We start from the raw sequence: 20,087 nt of genomic DNA, 5'->3' as shown, positions 1-20,087 counted from the left end.
GGTTGGGATGAGCCAGTACAAGATCCAACACCAGGCCGTTCAGTGATGAACGCCTGCCTTACAGCGGCAGGAGCCTTTCGGCCAACCGATAATCGAACCACAGTGACTGGAGTGAGCTGAAAAGAAACATGGCAAGGCGGCAAATGGCGCGCCCGGAATTAGCCAGGCCGAAGATGCTAGCACAGATGAACGGTCATCGCGCCGGCAGTATCCGCTGCAAAGACAAATTCCAGCCTTTATAGCTGCAAAAGTGAACTTGAGCTGTACGCCACACCTCAAACCCACTGAGAATCGCCGTTCGTCCTCGAATCAAAGGAGCATCCCATGATGCGTTTTACCTCGACCCTCGCTTTCGCCGCTACCCTGAGCCTCCTTTCCCTCGGCGCGCAGGCTGCCGCTCCATCCAATTGGCCAGCCGGTGCCCGTGACAGTTTCGTCAGCGACTGCAGCGCGGCCGCCAGCCAGAACGTAGACGTCAAGACTGCCAAGGCCCACTGCGAATGTGGCGCCGACAAGATCAACGCCGAATTGAGCACTGCGGAAATCAAAGAGCTCATGACTAACCAGAACGCCAGCCCGGAGCTTAAAAACAAGGCAGTCGCGGCTATTTCGTCCTGCAAAGTCGTGAAGAAAAAGTAAGATCGGGCCTTGATCAGACGGCCGTTTTGGCAGGAAAACAGCCTGAAAACTGCCATTTCGCACAAATTACGCAGCTTTTACGGCTTTTTTTACCAGCTGATATTTCGCGCCGAAGCCCCGTAGATCGGGGCTTTCAGCCGACACAAGTAGCAAACGCAACGCTATTGATTAGCAAACAATGCCTTGGGGGGGCTCCCAAGCCGAACATTTCGACTATGATAGCCCAGTGTGCCCAGTTGGCCTGAGCAGCACAGCACTACTGAAAATATATGTTTCTTGGAGATACACCATGTCTAATCGCCAAACCGGCACCGTTAAATGGTTCAACGATGAAAAAGGCTTCGGCTTCATCACTCCTCAAGGTGGCGGTGACGACCTGTTCGTACATTTCAAAGCTATCGAAAGCGACGGTTTCAAAAGCCTGAAAGAAGGCCAAACCGTTTCCTTCGTGGCTGAGAAAGGCCAAAAGGGTATGCAAGCTGCACAGGTTCGCGGCGAGTAATTCTCCGCTGAGCTAAAAAAACCCCGTCCATGTGACGGGGTTTTTTATGGGCGTTGCAAAAGCCTGGAAACGATCAGCCGCAATTAACGCGTGTGATCACCAGGTTGTCATCGGTGTTCAGGTTCAGGCGGTCGGAGCGGTATTCCAGCGTGATCATATCGTTGGGCTTGAGGATCCGCGCGTTCTGTGCGCCAGCACGGGTACGGGCCTGCTCCAGCAACTGCGGCGAGGCTTTCTGGCCAATGCTGAATTCGGCGGCCTTCGACTCACAGCGGCTATGACCGGCATCGGTCACGGCGGCGTCTTTGGCTGGCTCAGAGGCACCCGGGGTGCTGCAACCCGCCAACGCGAGTGCTGCCAACAAAGTACCGAATGATGCGAGCTTCCAAGGCATGAAGCCTCCTATTGAAAAATGAACAGAGATCGTGCGACAGCGGTCTGGCTGATAGGTTTCAAAACGTAAACCGCCGATAGGTAAGTCTGCCCGACTATCAGCAGGCATTCGCCCGATCAATCGTGACCAAATATGAGCGCAATCAGTAGACGTCGATGTAATCAAACGGCGGCTTCGGCCAGTTCTGCTTCAGCGCATTGAAAATCTGTGTAACCCAGACCTCGTCGCTGGCCGCGACATTGCCGACATAACCGGAACCCTTGGCCCAGGTCTCCAGGCGGAACAGCAGGCCATCGATGTCAGTGCCTCCCACCACCCCAGAAGATATGTAGGCAATTCCGGCCCTGGTTACACGCAACTGGGTATGCTCGTCATCACTGGCACTGGCGATCAGTTGACGCACGGCGGCCAGTGTCAGGTTCTCGGGGTTATTCAAATCGATCTGCACGCGGGGTCCCCCGGCAATTAAACAGGAGGACAGTGTCGCACAGCACCTGCTTCATGCCTAAGTAGCAGTGCCAAACCCCGCGCAAAATGATTAACTGCGCCGGTTAGAGCCGCGTTCCAGCGCATTGCCCAGCATTTCAATCCGTGAGACTTCCATGACCACCGTAACGCTCCAAGCCGACATCAAAGCCAAATGGCCCCAAGGACAAAGTTCCTACAGCCCAGGAAGCCCGGAGGAACTGGCAATCATCGGTATCGACCTGCTGGTCAAGGAACTCGGCACCCAGGCGGCACAGGCGTTCATCGGCCAGGTATTCGAAAAATACCCGGCCGATCACATGGGGGCACCAGACCCCGAGCGCGAATAAGAACCGGCTGGCGAACGTCGACCGGGTTACTTCAAGCGTGCTAGGCGCTCGGTGAGCAGATCGAAGAAGCCCTGGGCGTCGCCGTTCTCAACCCAGAACACATTTTTTGTCTGCTTCAGGCCGTCGTACCAATCAACGATGGTCTGGCCGAAGGTCGGGCCTTCGCGGCTGTCCACCACCATATTGGCCTGACGCCCTGTGAACAAGGACGGCTTGAGCAGATAGGCGATGACAGTGGCATCATGTACCGGGCCGCCCGGGATGCCGTAGTGTTCCATATCGCCCTTGATGTATTCATTGAGAATATCGCCGACGACCTTGCTCGCGTTGTTGTTGATGTCGGCGATCTTCTTCAGGCGCGCCTCGCTGGTCAGCACCTTGTGGGTCACGTCCAGCGGCAGGTAGGTCAGCTTGACGCCACTCTTGAGCACAATCTCGGCTGCAATCGGATCGGCGAACAGGTTGAACTCGGCAACCGGGGTGATATTGCCGCCGTTGAAGTGCGCGCCCCCCATCACCACCACTTCCTTGATGCCTTGGGTGATTTCCGGGTCCTGGGTCAAGGCCAGCGCCAGGTTGGTCTGCGGACCGAGCATGGCAATGGTGATGCTGTGAGGCTTGGCCGCACGCAGGGTCTTGATCAGGTAATCAACGGCGTTGCCTTCGGCCAGGCCCTTTTTAGGCTCATGGACGGTGACGCCGGAAATACCTTCTTTGCCATGGATGTTCTCGGCATAGATCGGTGTGCGCAACAGCGGCTTGGGTGCGCCGCCGTACACCGGGATTTCTTCACGCCCGGCCCACTCGCGGGCCAGGCGCGCGTTACGCGAGGTCTTGTCCAGGCGCACGTTGCCGGCGACGGTGGTCAGTGCACGAATGTTCAATTCGTCCGGGGAAGCCATGGCGAAGAGCAAGGCCACCACGTCGTCGGCACCTGGGTCAGTGTCGATGATCAAGTCGATTTTTTCCGCCGCTTGGGCGCTGGCAGCAGTGAGTGCGGACAAAAGCAGGACACTCCGAAACAGGTTTTTCAGGGTTGGCAGACCACGTTGCATAAAACACTCCTTGTCGTTGGGAAACTCTAGAAGGTTACGCCGGAGACCAGCGCGATATTGCAGTAAGGCTGGCACTCGCCGGTACGCACGACAGCGCGCGCGCTACGGCTCAGTTGCTTGAATTGTTCATGGCTGAGCAGACGTCGCTCGCCGAGGGCGGCCTGTTCAGCCAAAGCGTTCAGCTCCGTCAGCGCGGATGGCTGCTTGAGCAGGATTTCTTCCGCCAGCACGTGGCTTTCCACCTGCATTTCACTGAGCACGATACGCAAGGTGCTGATGAAGTCGGGAATGCCCTGGGTCAGCGCCAGGTCGATTAACTCGACCCCGGGCGGCACTGGCAGGCCGGCGTCGCCGATCACCAGGATGTCACCATGGCCCAGGGATGCGATCAACCGCGACAAGGCGATATTGAGCAGAGGCGTCTTTTTCATAAAAGCACAAAACCTTGAACGTCATGCAGCGTAGGAATGGAGGGTTGCGCACCAGCACGGGTGACTGACAAGGCTGCCGCGACCTGGCCGAAACGGATGGCCTCGGCTTCACTTTTGCCACTGGCCAGTGCTGCGGCAAAACCACCGACAAAGGTATCGCCGGCAGCGGTGGTATCCACCGCCTTGACCTTGGGCGCCACCAGGTGCTCAAAGCCCTGGCCATCGGCAAACAACGCACCTTGGGCACCCAGGGTAATAATGACTTTGCCAGCTCCCGCCTGGATCAACCGTGTCGCCGCGACCTTGGCACTGTCGAGGGAGTCGACTGTCACGCCGCTCAGTGCGCTGGCTTCGCTTTCGTTGGGAATCAGGTAGTCGACCGAGGCGTACCAGTCGGCGGGCAACGGGCCGCTGGCCGGCGCCGGGTTGAGGATCACGGTCTTGCCCAGTTCACGACCGCGCTTGAGGGTGTAGCCCACGGTATCCATCGGCACTTCCAGCTGGCAGATAATCACATCGGCAGCCTGCAGCACCGCATCGGACGCCTGCAGTGAGGCGGGTGTCAGCTCGCCGTTGCTGCCGGCAACGATCACAATCGCGTTCTGGCTGCTGTCGTCCACCACAATCAAGGCCACGCCACTGGAACCGTCCACGGTGCTCACCGCCTGGCAATCGATACCTTCCACCAGCAAGGCGCCACGCAGTTCAGTGCCATAGGCATCGCTACCGACACAGCCGATCATTGCCACATCCGCACCCAGTCGCGCCGAGGCCACTGCCTGGTTGGCGCCCTTGCCGCCAGGCACCGTGGAAAACGTCTGGCCGACCAGGGTCTCACCGGCACGGGGCAGCCGACTCGCGCGGGTGACCAGGTCCATGTTCAAGCTGCCTATTACCACTACTTTTGCTGGCATACATCAGTACTCATCAATTCGGTTCAGCGGTATTGGGCGAACACACCGGCGACGGGCGCCGTCGATTCACGCAACACGATGCTCGGCGTCACGATGCGTTGATCGATCGGCAGTTGGGGGGTTGCAATTCGTCGCAGTAAAAGCTCGGCCGCGGTCTCGCCCAGTTGCAGGATCGACTGCCCGACCGTGGTCAGCGCCGGGTACACGTAGCGGCCCATTTGAATGTCATCGAAACCGATCACCGACAGTTCACCGGGCACGCGGATATTGCGCTCCGCCGCCGCGCGCAACACGCCGAAGCCGATCATGTCGTTGCTGGCAAAAATCGCGCTGGGCGGGTTCTGCGCCAGCAATTGCACGGCAGCAGCATAACCGCCGGTGCTGGTGAAGTCGCTTTCCTGGATGCGATCGGCCACCACCGCCACACCGGCTTCATGGAGCGCACGCTGGTAACCCGCCAGGCGCATTTGCGCGACGCGGGTGTGGGCCGGGCCGCCGATGCAGGCGATGTCCCGATGCCCCAGCTCAAGCAAGTGCCGGGTCGCCAGGTAGGCGCCCTCCTCGTGGTCGATGCGTACCAGGTCGACATCGATGCCATCCAGAGCCCGGTCGACAATCACCATGGGCGTGCGCACGGCGCTCAAGCCTGCGGCGAGGCCGCTGTCATCACCGCCTACCGAAGTCACGATCAAGCCATCGACGCGCTTCTCCAGCAACACCCGCAAATAGCTGCGTTGTTTTTCCGCGTTGTCGTCGGAGTTGCAGAGAATCACGCAGTAGCCGTTACGCTCACAATAATCCTCGATGCCCCGGGCCAGCTCGGCAAAATACGGGTTGAGGCTGTTGGGCACCAGCAATCCGATGGTGGCCGTGGTCTTGGCCTTGAGCGAACGCGCGACGGCACTGGGCACGTAGTCGAGCTGTTTGATCGCCGCTTCAACCTTGATCCGTACCGGCTCGCTCACCGGGCGCGTCTTGTTCACCACATGGGACACGGTGGTGTAGGAAATACCTGCAATCGCGGCCACATCCTTGATCGTTGCCATGGTTCAGCCTCGCCGACTGGCACGACGGCTGCGATAAGTATCCAGGACCACGGCGATCACGATCACGGCACCGGTGATGATGCGCTTGGTGGGCTCCGTGGCACCGATCTGCGCCAGGCCGGCGGCCAATACCGAAATAATCAACACACCGAAGAAGGTACTGATCACCGAACCACGCCCGCCCATCAGGCTGGTGCCGCCGATCACCACTGCGGCGATCACTTGCAGCTCGAGGCCGGCACCGGCATTCGGGTCTGCCGCTTCCAGGCGCGAAATCTGGAACAGCGCCGCCACACCGGCCAGCAGGCCCATAAGACTGAACACCAGAATCTTGTACGGCTTGGGATTGATCCCGGCCAGGCGTACGGCTTCTTCGTTGGTGCCGATACCGATCAGGTAACGACCGAATACGGTGCGGGTCAATACCAGCTGGGCGGCAATGATCACCAGCAAAGCGATGATAAACGACGGCGAAATGCCGAAGGCGATCGGGTTGGACAGCCAGGCAAACGAATCGCCGATATAGGCCGTGCGCGAGCCGGTCATCTGGTACGCGACGCCACGGGCCATTTCCAACACGCCGAGGGACACGATAAACGATGGAATGCGCCAGGCCACCGTGATCGAGCCGGTAATAGTGCCGGCCAACGCGGCGCAGCCCATGCCGAGCAAGGCAGCCGGCAAGACACTCCAGCCCCACCCGAGAATCGCCACGCTGACCGCCGATGCCGCCAACGCCAATACCGAGCCCACCGACAGGTCGATACCGCCGATGATCAGGATGAAGGTCATGCCCACCGCCAGCACCATCAGGTCAGGAATCTGGTTGGCCAGGGTGCTGAACGTGTCATAGGACAGGAAGTGATCACTGAGCACCGAAAACAGCGCGATCATCGCCAGCAATGCACCGGCCAGCCCCAGGTAGGTGCCCAGGCCGTAGAAGTTGCCGCCGGTTTTACCGGGGGAAGTTGTTAGTTTCATGGGGTATCCCTAAGCACTGCGTCGTTGAGCAGCGCATCACGTTTCTGATAGCCGGCAAAGGCGGCGGCGAGCAATTCGTCCTGGGTCCAGCTGTCGCGCTCGAAGGTCTCGATCAAGCGCCCGGCGGACAGCACGCCGATGCGGTCGCAGATCAGCATGAGTTCACGCAGGTCGCTGGACACCACCACCAGCGCCTTGCCCTGGCGAGTCAATTCACCCAGCAAGGCATAAATATCGAACTTGGCACCGACATCAATGCCACGGGTGGGCTCGTCGAACAGCATCACCGAGCAGTCGCGCTCCAGCCAGCGGCCGATCACCACTTTCTGCTGGTTGCCACCGGACAGTTCGGACACCAATTGCGCCGGGCTGGAACTGCGGATCCGCATGGCATCGATTTGGCGCTTGGCCAAGGCAGTTTCATCGCGGCTATTGACCAGGCCGCCAGCGGAAATTTCCGGCATGTTGCCCAGTGCGATATTCGCACTAATCGACTGGGTCAGCAGCAGCCCTTCGCCCTTGCGGTCCTCGGTGATCAGGGCAATGCCATGACCCACGGCATCCACCGGCGAGCGAATATTCACCACCTGGGCCGGCGAACCCAAAGCTACAGTGCCGCTGTCGGCCAGGTCGGCACCGAAGATAAGCCGCAGTAACTCTGTACGACCGGCGCCGATCAGGCCGGAGATGCCATATATCTCACCGGCACGCACTTCAAAGGATACGTCGCGGACTTTGTCCGAGCGGGTCAGGCCCTTCACGGTCAGGGCTGGGCCGCCGATGTTGCGCGGCCCCAGGTCGATGTGTTCTCCCAGCTCCCGGCCCACCATCAAGGTGACCAGTTGTTCGCTGTTGTAATTGGCCATCGGCTCGACGCAGACCAGCTTGCCGTCGCGCAATACCGCAATGCGCTGGGCGACACGGGCCAGTTCTTCGAGCCGGTGCGAAATATAAATGATCGCCACGCCCCGGGCCTGCAGGCGGGTGATTTGCTCAAACAGCATCTCGACTTCGCGGGCCGTGAGCATCGCGGTGGGCTCGTCGAGGATCAGCACATGGCAGTCGCCGATCAGGTTGCGGGCGATCTCGACCATCTGTTGATGGCCGATGCCGAGGCTACCGACCAGAGTGTCCGGGTCGATGGCGTCCAGGCCGACCTGGGCCATGGCCTCGATCGCGGCTTTGCGCAATTGCTTGCGGCTGATCCAGCCACAGTGGCTGGGCAGGTTATCCAGAAACAGGTTTTCGGCCACGGTCAGCGTCGGCAGCAGATTGAGTTCCTGCATGACCATGCGCACGCCCAACGCTTCAGCCTGGGTACGGCTGGCCGGACGGTAATCCTGCCCCTGGAATTGCATGTGCCCGGTGGTCGGGGTGACCAGCCCGCCGACGATCTTCGACAAGGTACTCTTGCCCGCGCCGTTTTCACCGGTCAGCGCCAGTACTTCACCACGGTTAAGCGTGAGGGTAATGTCGGCCAGAACCGGTTGGGCATAGGTCTTACCGATACCGCTGACCGAGAGGACAGCGTTCGGAGCGGAAGATGACATAGGAAAATCTCCAGGCGTCCGCCCAGGACGGGCGGACGCTGTTGGGTGCTGCCAGGATTACTTCTTGAGGACGAGTTCGACCGGGGTTTCGATCATGCCGTCCTTGGCATCGACTTTCTCACCCTTGACCAGCTTGAGGGCGTTCTGGATACCGAACACCGCTTGCTGCGCAGCCGCCTGGTCGGCGGTCGCCAGCACACGACCGTCCTGCAGCATCGGCTTGATGGCGTCGATGTTGTCGTAACCCACCACCAGCACCTTACCGGCCTTGCCTGCAGCACGTACGGCGGAGACTGCGCCCAGGGCCATGTTGTCGTTACCGGCCAGCAGCGCCTTGAGGTCCGGGTGTTCGCTCAGCATGGCCGAGGCCACTTTCTGGCCCTGGTCAATTTCCCAGTTGCCGGATTGGGTGGAAACGATCTTCATACCGGCAGCGTCCATCGCATCCTTGAAGCCCGCGGTGCGCTGCTGGGCGTTGGTGGTGGTCGGTACGCCTTCGATAATGCCGACCTTGTCGCCGGCAGCCAGTTGCTTGGCCAGGTAGTCGCCCACCAGTTTGGCGCCTTTGCGGTTGTCGGGGCCGACGAAGGGAATATCGAGGTTTTTGCTTTTCAGCACGTCCGGGTCCAGGCGGTTATCGATGTTGACGATCTTGATCCCGGCTTTAGAGGCATCCTCCAGCACTTTTACCAGTGCCTTGGAGTCAGCAGGCGCGATAACGATGGCATTGACCTTGGCCAGGATCATCTGCTTGACGATACCGATTTGCGCGCTGGTATCGGTTTCGTCCTTGATGCCGTTGGTGATCATGTCGAAATCGGCGGCGTGATCTTTCTGATACGCCTTGGCACCGTCCTGCATGGTCACGAAAAATTCGTTGGCGAGGGATTTCATCACCAGGCCGACCTTGGGTTTGGCGGCAGCGTCATCAGCGAATGCAGGGGAGAAAGGTAAGGCGGCGGATGCGGCAGCAAGCACAGCGACAGCAAGAAGACGTCCAGCGAATGGCAGCTTCATGGGTTCACTCCGATCTTATGATTATTGTGAGCAACGCGTGCACCGAAGTGTGCTTCGGCGGCCCTCCCACCCGGGTGGCTGATACGAGCTGACAGGAGACTCTAATCAAGGGTCTCATGAAACATCTAGCAAACGTTTGCGTTAGCCAAACTATGAGAACCTTGTCGAGATTTGTCAACGGTAGAACATGGCCTTTCATGCAAGACCTCCAGCCCCGGCTCTCCCGTCCTGCGAAGGCCGCTCTTAAACATCTGCCACGTTCGGTCGTTCTCTGAAACGACAGGTTTTGGCGCGGCACTCAGGATTCTTTCGTCATAACTTTCGGACAACCGAACGCCACACCTCAGGTTGTTCGGAAAGCCGGACATCCAGCAAGCAAAACCTCATCGCTCAATCACTAAAAATTTATATATATCAACAAGTTAATTTATATGCTCGAACATATTAGGCATGGTACAGATCCTGCTCCTACACAGCGCCTGGAGGCATTCAGCAATGCCCAGGTGTTCTAGATGAACCTGCTACAGCACTCATCAAAAACCAGAGAGAAAAATAATGAAATCTGCATTGAAGAACTTTGTTCCGGGGGCGTTGGCCCTTCTGCTGCTATTCCCCGTTGCCGCCCAGGCAAAGGAGGTTGAATCCAAGACCAAACTGTCCAACGTGGTGATCCTCGCCACCGGCGGCACCATTGCCGGCGCCGGCGCCAGCGCCGCCAACAGTGCGACGTACCAGGCTGCCAAAGTCGGTATCGAGCAATTGATCGCCGGTGTTCCTGAGCTTAGCCAGATCGCCAATGTGCGTGGCGAGCAAGTGATGCAAATTGCGTCCGAAAGCATCAACAACGAGAACCTGCTGCAACTGGGTCGCCGCGTCGCCGAACTGGCCGACAGCAAGGACGTGGACGGCATCGTGATCACCCACGGTACCGACACCCTGGAAGAGACCGCCTACTTCCTGAACCTGGTGGAAAAAACCGACAAGCCTATCGTGGTGGTCGGCTCCATGCGCCCAGGCACCGCCATGTCGGCCGACGGCATGCTCAACCTGTACAACGCCGTCGCCGTGGCCGGCAGCAAGGACGCACGCGGCAAAGGCGTACTGGTGACCATGAACGACGAGATCCAATCGGGTCGCGACGTCAGCAAGATGATCAATATCAAGACCGAAGCCTTCAAGAGCCCATGGGGCCCGCTGGGCATGGTCGTTGAAGGCAAGTCCTACTGGTTCCGCCTGCCGGCCAAGCGTCACACCATGGACTCGGAGTTCGACATCAAGAACATCAAGAGCCTGCCCGATGTTGAAATCGCCTACGGCTACGGCAACGTGAGCGACACCGCCTACAAGGCACTGGCCCAGGCTGGCGCCAAAGCCATCATCCACGCCGGCACCGGCAATGGTTCGGTGTCGTCCAAAGTGGTTCCTGCGCTGGTGGAATTGCGCAAACAAGGTGTGCAGATCATCCGTTCTTCCCACGTAAATGCCGGGGGCATGGTGCTGCGTAATGCCGAACAGCCGGACGACAAATACGACTGGGTCGCCGCCCTCGACCTGAACCCGCAGAAAGCGCGGATTCTGGCAATGGTCGCCCTGACCAAGACCCAGGACAGCAAAGAACTGCAACGGATGTTCTGGGAATATTGATTCCTGCTGACATCTCTGTAGGGGCGGGTTTACCCGCCTCTACCTCCTGCGTAAATCCCGCAACCAACACCTCCCCGCCTTACATCAACTCGCCTAAATTGCCGTCAGACGAACTTATTGAATTTTAAGCAGTTGCGAAATTGCCTACAGTTAAATACTGTATGCACGTACAGCTTATTAAGGAACACTCCGTGGCAAAGTCCTCTTCCGCAGCCCTAACCCCACCTGATGCCTACGAACGCCTGGCCATTCGTGTGCAAAAGATCATCAACTCCACCAACGCCCAAAAAGCCAAGGCAGCCTTGATCTTCCGCTTGCCGGACGAGCCAGAAGACGAGTGGCAGCGCTTGCTGGAGGAAATCGCGGAGAACGACAACGTCACCCTCGCCTATCGGGATGACGGCGGCGTGCAGATTTTCTGGGTTGTGCCGAAGGAAGATTGATTCAATGAGTGCCCGTTTTATTGCAGTGTGCTGCCTGCTTTTTGCTGTCACTGCCCATGCCCAGGCGCCCCGAACCTTCAGCGAAGCCAAAAAGGTCGCCTGGAAGCTGTACGCGCCACAATCCACCGAGTTCTATTGCGGCTGCAAATACACCGGCAACCGCGTTGACCTGAAAGCCTGCGGCTACATCCCACGCAAAAACGCCAACCGTGCCGCGCGCATCGAGTGGGAGCACATTGTTCCGGCCTGGCAGATCGGACATCAGCGCCAGTGCTGGCAGGACGGTGGACGCAAGAACTGCACCCGCCATGACGACGTATTCAAGCGTGCCGAAGCGGATCTGCACAACCTGGTGCCGAGCATCGGCGAGGTCAATGGAGATCGAAGTAACTTCAGTTTTGGCTGGCTGCCGGTGCAAAGCGGGCAGTACGGTTCGTGCCTGACCCAGGTGGATTTCAAGGCCAAGAAGGTCATGCCGCGCCCGTCCATTCGCGGGATGATCGCACGCACGTATTTCTACATGAGCAAGCAGTACGGCTTGCGCCTGTCGAAACAGGATCGCCAGTTGTACGAAGCCTGGAACAAGACCTATCCGGTACAAGCCTGGGAGCGCCAGCGGAACCAAACGGTGGCGTGCGTGATGGGGCGCGGCAATGAGTTTGTCGGCCCGGTTAACCTGAAAGCCTGCGGTTGAACAGGGGCGGCAATGCCGCCCAATCAGCGGTTACTGCGCGGCCTTGTGCTCGATGATCTCGGACACCGTGTCAGTTTTCTTGGCCCGCGCCATCTTCTCGTTGAGCAGCGTCTGCTTGGCCTCGGCCTCGGCCCTGGTTGCAAATGGCCCCAGCAGCACTTCGTCCTTGCCGTCGACCTTCACGATGTAAAAACTGAACCCGTGTTCGAGCAACCAGGCGGTCAGGTCGGTGATTGCCTGCAGCTTGTGGTCCGGCGGGCCTACTCGCAGGTCCCATTCCTGGGCAGCAATCGCGCCGGTTTGTGGCTGGCTTTCGGTTACGGCAAGCTTGGCCTTGGGGGCATCGACGCTTTTGCCTTCACCGCAACCGGCCAATGCCAACACCGCAATTGCCATCGCTACTTTACGCACTGCCCTGCTCCTTCAACGGATAAAGAGGCGACTTTATCATTCACTGTCTATTCTGGCCGTCATAAACGTTGGCTTAAACAATGCGAATGATGTATCCCAGACCTGTATGATGCCGCCATGGGAATTAATGTCGCCTCTATGCGTCCTAAAAGAGGCAGTCACAGGGACGCGCTTAGCAGTAAGCTACACACATACGACACCTGCCCTGTCTGAACATGTGTCCTTAAAAGTAATCAAGGAGAAGTCCATGCTTATACTCACCCGCAAAGTCGGTGAAAGCATAAACATCGGTGATGACATTACGATCACCATCCTGGGCGTCAGCGGCCAGCAAGTACGAATCGGCATCAACGCACCCAAGGATGTTGCCGTGCATCGCGAGGAGATTTACCAGCGCATCCAGGCCGGTCTGTCCGCTCCGGACAAAAACCAGACGCCTTGAAGCGCCCTCAGTAGCCAGCCCTTTCGTTCACTGTAACGGCTGGCGAAAACCTCTTTGGTCTGCTTTTGTCTCTGTTGCGCGAAGCGCTTTTTGCCGCATGCCCATCCATGCATCAAGATGAAACTATCTTCACGCCTGGAACTTATTACACCCTTTGCAACCGAATCCTCTGACTGATATCCCGCCATCCGTGTGCACTTAGGAGCACGTCGATGCTGCCAGGCAATGCCCAGCCATTTTTCTCCAGATCCTGGATGATCGCCCTGCTGACGGGGCTGGTCTTTGTCGGCTTGGAATATGGCCTGAAGCTTGAAATAGAGGGCGCCGAAGCGCCCCGTTCGCGGCTGGACCTGGTACTGCTGCTGTGTGGCTACCTGTTCATGTTCTGCCTCAAACCCATCCAGATAGCCGTGCAGCGCAAGTTGTGCCAACGCATCGTGCGCAAAACCGTACGCTGACGCCCACCCCCGATTCGCTTTCAGATCGCTGGTATTTACAGCCTCGCAGCAGGACCTATCCTTGGGTGTGTTTGCACAGTCAGTAGAAGGTGCCGGTACAGATGGACACGCTCACTAAAACCCAAATCGAATCTGAATTGGCAGCCCGCCTGCCCAGCTACACGGTCACCTGTACGCTGCACGCCGACGGCACCCTCTCGGCCGTGCTCAGCGGTCCGGAGACCGACCACTTCGCAATCACCGGAATCGTGCGCGCGCATTATCGCGGTGCCGAAGCGATTGCCCGGCTCGCCAACGAGATTCTCAGGGAGATGGTGCTGTCACGCCAAGGCATGCGCAGTGATCGAATGCAGGCGTCGCCTGATCCAGCCACCCGCGAAACAGGCCGAGTCCGGTAGCCGGCTCGGCCTTGCTGCGTCAGCCCGTCGCGCGCGCCAAGTACAGCAAGCCATCAGCGCTGCGTTGCACCTGCAGCTGTTCATACCCATCGATCGAAGGATGCTCCGTCGCCATGGGCTTGAGGTGCGTCGAGGTCACGACCATCACATCCGCGCCAGCCGCCTCCCCTGCACGGATCCCCACCGTCGCATCCTCAAACACCAGGCAATCCTGCGTCGACACCCCCAGGCGCTGCGCACCGAGCACATAACAGGCAGGGTTCGGCTTGCCGATAGCCACGTCTTCAGCCGTGACCAGCACCGCTGGCGGTGTAATACCTGCCGCTTGCAGTCGACGCAACGCCAGTTCCCTGGGTGCAGAGGTGACCAGCGCCCACTGATCGCCGGGCAAGCGGTTCAGAAACTCGACGGCACCGGCAATCGCAACGACACCTTGCACATCATTGATTTCAGCCTCGGTAATCCACTGCGCTTCAACCTCCGGGTCGACGCCGGGCAAGGCCTGGCGCGTGATGGTGTCGATCGCCCGGGCGCCATGGATCGTGGCCAGGAACGTCGCCACCTCCAGCCCATGGCGTTCAGCCCAGATACTCCATACCCGCTCGGCCGCGGCAATCGAATTGAGCAGAGTCCCATCCATATCGAACAGAAAGGCGCGGTAAGGGCGGGCAAATACGGCTGAACCTCGGATGGACACTGCGGGGTTTCCTCGTGAGCTGAAACGAATAATCGACGCAATGCAATCTACGGATCACCTGGCGGCTTGTAAACGCCAACGACGCCGGCAATAACACGGCGGCGTCGAGCGCCATGCGGGCGACACCGCCAGCTCAATCGAGGGCGCCATTGAGGACTTCGTAGATGATGCCCGTCGCGATGGCCACCAGTATCAAGTCGGTGCCCGCCTGCTGCCACTCGTACCCATCGTAATGGGGCAAGCGGCCCAACAAACGCCCGTCCAGTTTCTTGGCAATGCCCGGCGGCAGCGGCTTGCCGCGGGCCAGGTTCTTCTGGATGCCAGGCGGCAAGGCGGGCCCCGGGCTCCAGTAGTCGCGATAACCGCCCAACACATTCAGCACGCTGCCACGGTCTACACTGGGGCCGCGACTGCCTGCTGCACCCTTGCCCTTGGGCTTGTCATGCCCCTGTCCGCCGTGACCATTGCCTTTATCGTTGCCTTGCCCCTTGCCATTGCCTGGATCAGCCAGGGCCATACCGCCAGCGGCAAACAACACAAGCGAAAGCGCAACAGACACGAATTTCGGGCACTTGATCATGGCGATTATCCAACACAGGAATGTAGCTGAACTGTAGTCGAGGTTATCGCACCCGTGGGACGTCAACTCACCTGACCGCCCACTTCCAGCACATCCACCGGGGTATTCCACGCCGTCGACACCGCGGTGCGCAGCCCATCGACCAGGCCCGCTCCCAGCTGGTTCGGCACGTGGATAAAACCACTGCGTACACCGGTGCCCGCGAGTTCGTGCTGCAAGCGGTAGAACACCTGGTTGCACACGAATGTGCCCGCCGTCTGCGATACCGACACCGCAATCCCTGCCTCGCGCACCGCCCTGGCCATGGCCTTGATCGGCAGCGTCGAAAAGTACGCCGCCGGGCCGCCGACCACCACCGCCGTGTCGATGGGCTGCTCCCCCAGATTATCGGGGATGCGTGCATCGTTGACGTTGATCGCCACCCGCTCGATGGATATTTCGCTGCGCCCGGGGGCCAACCCAGTGGCGATGACCATCGCCGGACGCAGTTCACTGATCAGTTGGAGCAGGCATTCACCCGCCGTGGCAAACGCACAGGGCAATCGGCGCGCAACAATGCGCACATCATCATCGAGTTGCACGCCATCCAACTGGCGCACCGCTTCCCAGGAAGGATTCACTAGGTCTTGATCAAAGGGCTCGAACCCCGTCAGCAATACAGTTCGCATCGTCGCCTCACATCAACACATAAAGCAGGACAATATTGACCACCAGCATCATCAACGCGGTCGGCAGTTGCGCCTTGATCACCGCGTTCTTGTCCGGCAACTCCAGCAACGCCGCCGGCACGATATTGAAGTTGGCCGCCATCGGCGTCATCAGCGTACCGCAGTAGCCGGAGAACATACCGATGGCGGCCATCACCGCCGGGTTACCGCCGTAGATACCCACCAGCACCGGCACGCCGACGCCCCCGGTCATCACCGGGAACGCCGCGAAGCCATTGCCCATGATCACCGTAAACAGCGCCATGCCCAACACGTACACCATGACCGCCACCAACTTGAAATCCAGGTTGATGTAGGTGGTGGTGACATGGGCGACAGCCGTGCCGACACCGGCTTCATTGAACAGCAGGCCAAGCATCGCCAGCATCTGCGGCAGCACCATGGCCCAGCCCAGGGCCTCGGTGAGTCGCCGGGATTCGCGCAAGGCTTGCACCGGGGTATCACGGGTCAGCCAGCACGCCAGGCCGAGGGCGATCAGGCAGCCGATGCCGAGGGACACGAAGGTGGTGTTTTTCGGATCCAGCAGCGGTACCCCGCCAATCTGGGTGTGCTTGAGCAAGACCGAACCGATCACGGTGGTCAGGGGGATCGCCAGCGCCGGGATAAACAGCTTGTGCCCGAGGCGGCCGGCACTGGCGCGCGAAGCCTTGTCATGCAACTCAGCCTGGGTGCCACGGCCGACGCCGCCCAGGCCGGCGATCAGCGCCATCACCACCACTCCCGCACCGACCACCACCGAGGGCAGGCGCTCCCCCACCAGGAACGGGATGGCGAACAGCAGCCAGAACAGTGCGCTGGACCAGCGCTTGGGATGGGTTCGATCCAACAGGATCATGCCGGCGGTGATCAGCAGCAGGACCCCGGCGAGCCAGTACAGGTATTGGATAGAGATGATCATAGCGCGGCCTCCACAGGGGTCGCGGCGGTCGTCATCTCGCGGGTTAGTCTTCGGTCAAACCGATGAAGTCGGAGCGCGTGAATGATAAAGGCGCAAATCGCCGTAGGAATACCCCACACCGCAATGTGCAGCGGCTCCACATCAATCCCCGAACCGAGCAGGAAGGTATGCATCAACGCAATCGCACCAAAGGCGACGAAGATGTCCTCACCAAAAAACAGGCCGACGTTATCGGTGGCGGCGCACATGGCCAACACCTTGTGACGCAGTTTGTCCGGCAGTTTGCCGTAGCGCTTTTCCGCCGCGCCTTCGGCCATCGGGGCCAGTAGCGGGCGCACCATCTGCGGGTGCCCGCCGAGGCTGGTCAAGCCCATGGCTGCAGTGGATTCGCGTACAAACAGATAGATGATCAGCAGGCGTCCGACCGTGGCGCGCTCAAACCGCGCAATCCAGTTCTGCGCGTGCAGGCGCAAGCCGTGGCGCTCCAGCAAACCGATGACGGCGAGGGGCAACAACAGGATCAATTGCAGGGCGCGAGTCTGTAGGAAACCATCCCCCATAGTGGCGAGGATTTTCTCCAGCGGGAAGTGGGCAGCGAGCCCGGTGGCGATAGCTGCGGCGGTGACCACCAACAGCGGATTGAAACGCAAAACAAAGCCAACCACGATCACAAGTACGCCGATCAACGGCCATAAGTTCACAACAGTTTGCATGGCGGAGAGGTCCTTAAGTGCGCGCTGCGGCGCCATTACAGCAGGATGTGAACAAAGGGTTCACAGCAGGAAGTGGCGTGCAGTCGGCTCGGTTTTTTATTGTTGGCCCGTCAGGGCGAGCGTCAGTGGCGGCAACTGTGCTGCCTGGGAGCGGGAGGTGTCCAACAAGAAAAATTGTTGCTGCAAACCAATAAATTTTGTGGGTAATTGAGTAGTCCACAAGTAACAAGACGTGGACAAACCATGAAGGATTCGCTCATCTTAACGCCGCCCGTTTATCGTGCGCGGCGCATCAGGCAGTTGGTCAGCCTTCTTCATCAAACCGTTCACTGAAAAAGGGCAGCACCGGTGAGCTCAGCCACTCCAGATTCCGCCGCGCAAAACCGCCTCAGCCTACAAACCAGTCTGATCGCCCTGGTGGTCGCCGTGACCTTCTTCATGGAGAACCTCGACGCCACGGTTATCGCCACCGCGCTGCCAACCATGGCATCGGCCTTTGGCGTGACACCGGTCGACATGAACATCGGCATCACTGTCTATATCCTCGCCGTGGCGATCTTCATACCGCTGTCCAGCTGGGTCGCCGACCGCTTTGGTGCGCGCCGGGTATTCGCTGGCGCAATCATCCTGTTCACCCTCGCTTCGCTGCTCTGCGGGCTCAGCCAAAGTATCGAGATGTTCGTGTTCGCCCGCGTCCTGCAGGGCATCGGCGGCGCATTGATGGTGCCCGTGGGGCGCCTGGCCGTGCTGCGTAATACGGATAAGAAAGACTTGGTGAAAATGATCGCGATCATTACCTGGCCCGGCCTGGTCGCGCCGATTCTGGGGCCGCTGGTCGGCGGCTTGATCGTGACGCATGCATCGTGGCCATGGATCTTCTACGTGAATCTGCCGCTGGGTGCGCTGGCATTGGCCGCCGCACTATGGCTTGTACCGGAAGACCGTGAAGCCAGCGTGCGCCAGTTCGATGCCAAGGGTTTTGTACTGCTGGCAGGCGCCTGTGTGGCCCTGCTGGGCGGGCTGGAATGGCTGGGTAACCAGACCGGTGAACGCCTTATTCCAGGCGCCGTGCTGGTCGCGGCAGGCATCGCGCTGGCAGTGTGGGCCGTGCACCATTGCCGCCATGCCAGCGACCCGTTATTGCCGCTCGAGACCCTGTCCATCGATACATTTCGTGTGAGCATCTATGGCGGCTCGCTGTTTCGCCTGGCCATCAGCGCCCTGCCGTTCCTGCTGCCGCTGCTGTTTCAAGTCGCCTTTGGCTTGTCCCCGGTGGACGCAGGCTTGCTGGTGCTGGCGGTATTCGCTGGCAATCTGGCGATGAAGCCGTTCACCACGGCCATCATGCGCCGCTATGGGTTTCGCCGGGTCTTGCTGGTGAACGGGATAATCGGCGTGGTGTCGATAGCCGCTTGCGCGCTTTTCACGGTGCAGACCCCATTTGTGCTGATCGCGGCCGTGTTATTTGTGGGAGGGTTGTCCCGCTCGATGCAGTTCACCTGCTACAACTCGATCGGCTTCGCGGATGTGCCCAAACCGCGCATGAGTGAGGCCTCGGCACTGTTCAGCATGTCATTCCAGCTGGCCATGGGGATGGGCGTAACGGTGGCGGCGCTGCTGCTACGAGCATCCATGACCCTGCAGGGGCATGAGATGCAGGCACAGGTCGGGGATTTTCGCGTGGCGTTCGTCGGCGTGGCGCTGCTGGGAGCGTGGGCGCTGGTGGATGTGTATCGCTTGACGGTGGGAGCGGGAGAAAGTGTGTTGAATCGACAGTGAAGGCTGCGACTCAACACACTGTTGCCAGTATCAGGCGGTGGTACTAACCATCGAACCCGACGTGCTGTTGCCCTCATCGGTGACTGCCTGCAACAGTGCGGAAGTCACTGTCTGCAACGCCGCCGCAGTGCCGGCGATCTGCATCTGCGCCGCCGCTACTGCCGCCGCTTTGGCTTCTGCACTCTGGTTGCTGGACTGAGCTTTCTGCAAGGCTTGCTGCTGCGCTTGAAGCTGCTTTTGCAACTGCTCGATCTGCTTCTTCAACTCTTTGACGGTATCGGACTCCTTCGAGAGCGAGGAGGCTTGGCCACCGCCACCGCCACTTACACCTGCCGCACCATTGGAATCAGCGTGCATGTTGACGGTCGTGCCGCCTGCGCTGCTTGTGCTTTCCTTGGTCGCGGCAGCCGTCGAGCTGACAGTGCTTGGAGTGCTTGCTACGGAGGCGGTAGTGCTGATGTTGATAAGCATGCCAAGTGTCCGAGAGTAAGAGATTTGCGATCTCTATCGGCCTGGGTGTCGATTACTTTAGGCGGGGGGTGGGAAGATTTTCGGGTAGTAATAAATCGCATGAACAAAAAAGGGCCCACCTTTCGGTGAGCCCTTCTAGACCGCCCAGCAGAGCGGATTTTATTTGGTAGGCGCGATTGGACTCGAACCAACGACCCCCACCATGTCAAGGTGGTGCTCTAACCAACTGAGCTACGTGCCTGCTGTGAGGCGGCATTCTACGGAATTCACGAGGGGTGTCAACATCTTTTTTGCAGCTAACCCTATGAATATGCGAATTATTTATTTGCAGCCGGCGCACCGCACTTTTTGGGGTGGCTGGCAGGCAATTTTCAACTCAGGTAGGAT

Annotated in this window: 26 protein-coding genes and 1 tRNA gene; 10 read left to right on the top strand and 17 right to left on the bottom strand. The window is 59.3% G+C overall.

The window, feature by feature from the left end:
• The first annotated feature begins 324 nt into the window (after positions 1–324).
• Complete coding sequence (locus tag Q8X51_RS21035) at positions 325–639, top strand: hypothetical protein (RefSeq protein ID WP_027604109.1); 315 nt, start codon at positions 325–327, stop codon at positions 637–639.
• Positions 640–928: 289 nt separating this feature from the next.
• Complete coding sequence (locus Q8X51_RS21030; protein ID WP_003234260.1) at positions 929–1,141, top strand: cold-shock protein; 213 nt, start codon at positions 929–931, stop codon at positions 1,139–1,141.
• Between the two features lie 73 nt (positions 1,142–1,214).
• Here the strand turns inward: Q8X51_RS21030 and Q8X51_RS21025 are convergent, their stop codons facing one another.
• Complete coding sequence (locus Q8X51_RS21025; RefSeq protein WP_027604108.1) at positions 1,215–1,535, bottom strand: I78 family peptidase inhibitor; 321 nt, start codon at positions 1,533–1,535, stop codon at positions 1,215–1,217.
• A 142-nt stretch (positions 1,536–1,677) separates the two neighbouring features.
• The gene (locus Q8X51_RS21020; protein WP_065927262.1) at positions 1,678–1,983 is read right to left on the bottom strand and encodes a hypothetical protein; all 306 of its coding nucleotides are present in this window, start codon (positions 1,981–1,983) and stop codon (positions 1,678–1,680) included.
• 154 nt (positions 1,984–2,137) lie between these two features.
• Between Q8X51_RS21020 and Q8X51_RS21015 the strand changes: the two genes are divergently transcribed.
• A complete protein-coding gene (locus Q8X51_RS21015) occupies positions 2,138–2,350 on the top strand; it encodes a hypothetical protein (RefSeq protein ID WP_027604106.1) in 213 nt (70 codons plus the stop codon).
• 26 nt (positions 2,351–2,376) lie between these two features.
• Here the strand turns inward: Q8X51_RS21015 and Q8X51_RS21010 are convergent, their stop codons facing one another.
• Genes Q8X51_RS21010 through Q8X51_RS20980 form a run of 7 tightly spaced genes read right to left on the bottom strand, consistent with a single transcriptional unit; the run spans position 2,377 to position 9,344 of the window.
• A complete protein-coding gene (locus Q8X51_RS21010; protein WP_407693499.1) occupies positions 2,377–3,405 on the bottom strand; it encodes a nucleoside hydrolase in 1,029 nt (342 codons plus the stop codon).
• A 26-nt stretch (positions 3,406–3,431) separates the two neighbouring features.
• Complete coding sequence (gene rbsD, locus Q8X51_RS21005) at positions 3,432–3,836, bottom strand: D-ribose pyranase (RefSeq protein ID WP_407693498.1); 405 nt, start codon at positions 3,834–3,836, stop codon at positions 3,432–3,434.
• Positions 3,833–4,750 carry a ribokinase gene (gene rbsK / locus Q8X51_RS21000; RefSeq protein ID WP_065927259.1) on the bottom strand — a complete coding sequence of 306 codons (918 nt, stop codon included), beginning with the start codon at positions 4,748–4,750 and terminating at the stop codon, positions 3,833–3,835. The genes rbsD and rbsK overlap by 4 nt, the downstream gene beginning before the upstream one ends.
• Before the next feature lie 23 nt (positions 4,751–4,773).
• On the bottom strand, positions 4,774–5,796 hold the full coding sequence (locus Q8X51_RS20995) for a LacI family DNA-binding transcriptional regulator (protein WP_065927258.1): 1,023 nt from the start codon (positions 5,794–5,796) through the stop codon (positions 4,774–4,776).
• A gap of 3 nt (positions 5,797–5,799) precedes the next feature.
• Positions 5,800–6,777 carry an ABC transporter permease gene (locus Q8X51_RS20990; RefSeq protein ID WP_065927257.1) on the bottom strand — a complete coding sequence of 326 codons (978 nt, stop codon included), beginning with the start codon at positions 6,775–6,777 and terminating at the stop codon, positions 5,800–5,802.
• The gene (locus tag Q8X51_RS20985) at positions 6,774–8,327 is read right to left on the bottom strand and encodes a sugar ABC transporter ATP-binding protein (RefSeq protein WP_137212876.1); all 1,554 of its coding nucleotides are present in this window, start codon (positions 8,325–8,327) and stop codon (positions 6,774–6,776) included. Before Q8X51_RS20985 ends, Q8X51_RS20990 begins: the two co-directional genes overlap by 4 nt.
• A 57-nt stretch (positions 8,328–8,384) precedes the next feature.
• Positions 8,385–9,344, bottom strand: a complete 960-nt coding sequence (locus Q8X51_RS20980; protein ID WP_027604099.1) for a sugar ABC transporter substrate-binding protein — start codon at positions 9,342–9,344, stop codon at positions 8,385–8,387.
• Between the two features lie 555 nt (positions 9,345–9,899).
• On the opposite strand from Q8X51_RS20980, the gene Q8X51_RS20975 reads away from it, so the two are divergent.
• From Q8X51_RS20975 to Q8X51_RS20965, 3 genes are all read left to right on the top strand, one after another.
• Positions 9,900–10,988 carry an asparaginase gene (locus Q8X51_RS20975; protein ID WP_010209102.1) on the top strand — a complete coding sequence of 363 codons (1,089 nt, stop codon included), beginning with the start codon at positions 9,900–9,902 and terminating at the stop codon, positions 10,986–10,988.
• A gap of 191 nt (positions 10,989–11,179) precedes the next feature.
• Positions 11,180–11,431, top strand: coding sequence for a DUF1654 domain-containing protein (locus tag Q8X51_RS20970; protein ID WP_174562738.1), 252 nt, complete (start codon positions 11,180–11,182; stop codon positions 11,429–11,431).
• A gap of 4 nt (positions 11,432–11,435) precedes the next feature.
• A complete protein-coding gene (locus Q8X51_RS20965) occupies positions 11,436–12,125 on the top strand; it encodes an endonuclease (RefSeq protein ID WP_027604097.1) in 690 nt (229 codons plus the stop codon).
• Between the two features lie 30 nt (positions 12,126–12,155).
• On the opposite strand, the gene Q8X51_RS20960 is transcribed toward Q8X51_RS20965, so the two are convergent.
• Positions 12,156–12,521, bottom strand: a complete 366-nt coding sequence (locus Q8X51_RS20960; protein ID WP_407693511.1) for an SPOR domain-containing protein — start codon at positions 12,519–12,521, stop codon at positions 12,156–12,158.
• A 262-nt stretch (positions 12,522–12,783) separates the two neighbouring features.
• Here Q8X51_RS20960 and csrA point away from each other — a divergent pair, with 262 nt between their 5' ends.
• The 3 genes from csrA (at position 12,784) to Q8X51_RS20945 (ending at position 13,834) form a co-directional block, all read left to right on the top strand.
• Positions 12,784–12,978 (top strand): carbon storage regulator CsrA, encoded by a 195-nt coding sequence (csrA, locus tag Q8X51_RS20955; RefSeq protein ID WP_027604095.1) that lies wholly within the window; start codon positions 12,784–12,786, stop codon positions 12,976–12,978.
• 212 nt (positions 12,979–13,190) lie between these two features.
• On the top strand, positions 13,191–13,436 hold the full coding sequence (locus Q8X51_RS20950) for a hypothetical protein (protein WP_108574062.1): 246 nt from the start codon (positions 13,191–13,193) through the stop codon (positions 13,434–13,436).
• Positions 13,437–13,537: 101 nt separating this feature from the next.
• Entirely contained in the window at positions 13,538–13,834 is a 297-nt protein-coding gene (locus Q8X51_RS20945; protein WP_027604093.1) for a hypothetical protein, read from the top strand.
• A 19-nt stretch (positions 13,835–13,853) separates the two neighbouring features.
• Here the strand turns inward: Q8X51_RS20945 and Q8X51_RS20940 are convergent, their stop codons facing one another.
• The 5 genes from Q8X51_RS20940 to Q8X51_RS20920 all read right to left on the bottom strand — a co-directional run bounded on the left by Q8X51_RS20940 (position 13,854) and on the right by Q8X51_RS20920 (position 17,450).
• Positions 13,854–14,531: an HAD-IA family hydrolase gene (locus tag Q8X51_RS20940; RefSeq protein ID WP_065927253.1), complete on the bottom strand. Its 678-nt coding sequence runs from the start codon at positions 14,529–14,531 to the stop codon at positions 13,854–13,856.
• Positions 14,532–14,664: 133 nt separating this feature from the next.
• Complete coding sequence (locus tag Q8X51_RS20935; protein WP_065927252.1) at positions 14,665–15,111, bottom strand: anti-virulence regulator CigR family protein; 447 nt, start codon at positions 15,109–15,111, stop codon at positions 14,665–14,667.
• 62 nt (positions 15,112–15,173) lie between these two features.
• Positions 15,174–15,779, bottom strand: coding sequence for a pyroglutamyl-peptidase I (gene pcp, locus Q8X51_RS20930; RefSeq protein WP_065927251.1), 606 nt, complete (start codon positions 15,777–15,779; stop codon positions 15,174–15,176).
• A 7-nt stretch (positions 15,780–15,786) separates the two neighbouring features.
• The gene (locus tag Q8X51_RS20925) at positions 15,787–16,737 is read right to left on the bottom strand and encodes a DUF979 domain-containing protein (protein WP_407693497.1); all 951 of its coding nucleotides are present in this window, start codon (positions 16,735–16,737) and stop codon (positions 15,787–15,789) included.
• Positions 16,734–17,450, bottom strand: coding sequence for a DUF969 domain-containing protein (locus Q8X51_RS20920; protein ID WP_065927249.1), 717 nt, complete (start codon positions 17,448–17,450; stop codon positions 16,734–16,736). The genes Q8X51_RS20925 and Q8X51_RS20920 overlap by 4 nt, the downstream gene beginning before the upstream one ends.
• 348 nt (positions 17,451–17,798) lie before the next feature.
• Between Q8X51_RS20920 and Q8X51_RS20915 the strand changes: the two genes are divergently transcribed.
• On the top strand, positions 17,799–19,229 hold the full coding sequence (locus Q8X51_RS20915; protein ID WP_407693496.1) for a DHA2 family efflux MFS transporter permease subunit: 1,431 nt from the start codon (positions 17,799–17,801) through the stop codon (positions 19,227–19,229).
• A gap of 30 nt (positions 19,230–19,259) precedes the next feature.
• Here Q8X51_RS20915 and Q8X51_RS20910 read toward each other — a convergent pair whose 3' ends face one another.
• Together Q8X51_RS20910 and Q8X51_RS20905 are read right to left on the bottom strand one after the other, a co-directional pair.
• On the bottom strand, positions 19,260–19,700 hold the full coding sequence (locus Q8X51_RS20910; protein WP_065948011.1) for a hypothetical protein: 441 nt from the start codon (positions 19,698–19,700) through the stop codon (positions 19,260–19,262).
• A gap of 164 nt (positions 19,701–19,864) precedes the next feature.
• A tRNA-Val gene (locus tag Q8X51_RS20905) sits at positions 19,865–19,941 on the bottom strand.
• Positions 19,942–20,087: the final 146 nt, after the last annotated feature.

The organism is Pseudomonas sp. Yb2C2, from assembly GCF_052112325.1.
In the GTDB taxonomy this organism is placed as follows: Bacteria; Pseudomonadota; Gammaproteobacteria; order Pseudomonadales; family Pseudomonadaceae; genus Aquipseudomonas; species Aquipseudomonas marginalis.
This window is presented reverse-complemented; position numbering and strand designations above follow the sequence as displayed.